This window comes from Clostridium tepidiprofundi DSM 19306 (genome assembly GCF_001594005.1).
Lineage (GTDB): Bacteria > Bacillota > Clostridia > Clostridiales > Clostridiaceae > Clostridium_AC > Clostridium_AC tepidiprofundi.
Genome location: NZ_LTBA01000143.1, coordinates 1 through 738 on the forward strand (window position 1 = coordinate 1; position 738 = coordinate 738).

A 738-nucleotide genomic window follows, 5' to 3' on the forward strand; every position below is an offset into this window, starting at 1 on the left:
AACTATTGAAGATATTAACTACTTAAATAAACGTACACAAATACGTTATTTATGATATATAAATTGTACTATGGAGGTGATAAAAAGTAAAGATTATTATAAAAATTTTTAACAATTATTAAAAAAAATATGCTTAGTCTTTTTTTGAAAAATCATATGTAATTAAGTGTAAAATTTGGCATTTAATTTTTGCTTGATAGATAGATCAAACTAGATTTTGCTCTTTAGAGCTGGTTCAACCTATCCCATTTTGCCGAAGCTACTTTGGTTTGATATAATAGTCCGAGGGCTTAAATTCGGATACAACGAATCCTACACCTTTAGTCTAACTGTTTAAGTAGTTATGCTGAGTATCTGCTTAAATTAATTGAAGCATTAAAATCTCTATCAATTACTAATCCACATTTTTCACAGATATAATTCCTTTCTGATAGTGATAATTTAGTCTTTTTATGTCCACACCTACTGCATATTTTTGATGATGGATACCATTTATCAGCTTCAACAAATTCAATTCCATAAAACTCACATTTATACTTAAGTTGTCTTTTAAACTCATACAATCCTTGCTCTTGTATAGATTTAGATAAATGTTTATTCTTCATCATACCTTTAATATTAAGTGTTTCCATAACTACTCTTGATGGCTTGGTTTTCACTATCTTAGTAGTTGCTTGGTGTAAGTGATTGCTTCTAATATTAGATAATCTTCTATGAAGTAATCTAATTTGCTTTTCA

Annotated in this window: 1 protein-coding gene; it reads right to left on the reverse strand. The window is 27.5% G+C overall.

What is annotated here, in order from left to right:
• Positions 1-341: 341 nt before the first annotated feature.
• The coding region (locus tag CLTEP_RS14105; RefSeq protein WP_153016370.1) for an RNA-guided endonuclease InsQ/TnpB family protein at positions 342-738 on the reverse strand (397 nt) is incomplete at its 5' end.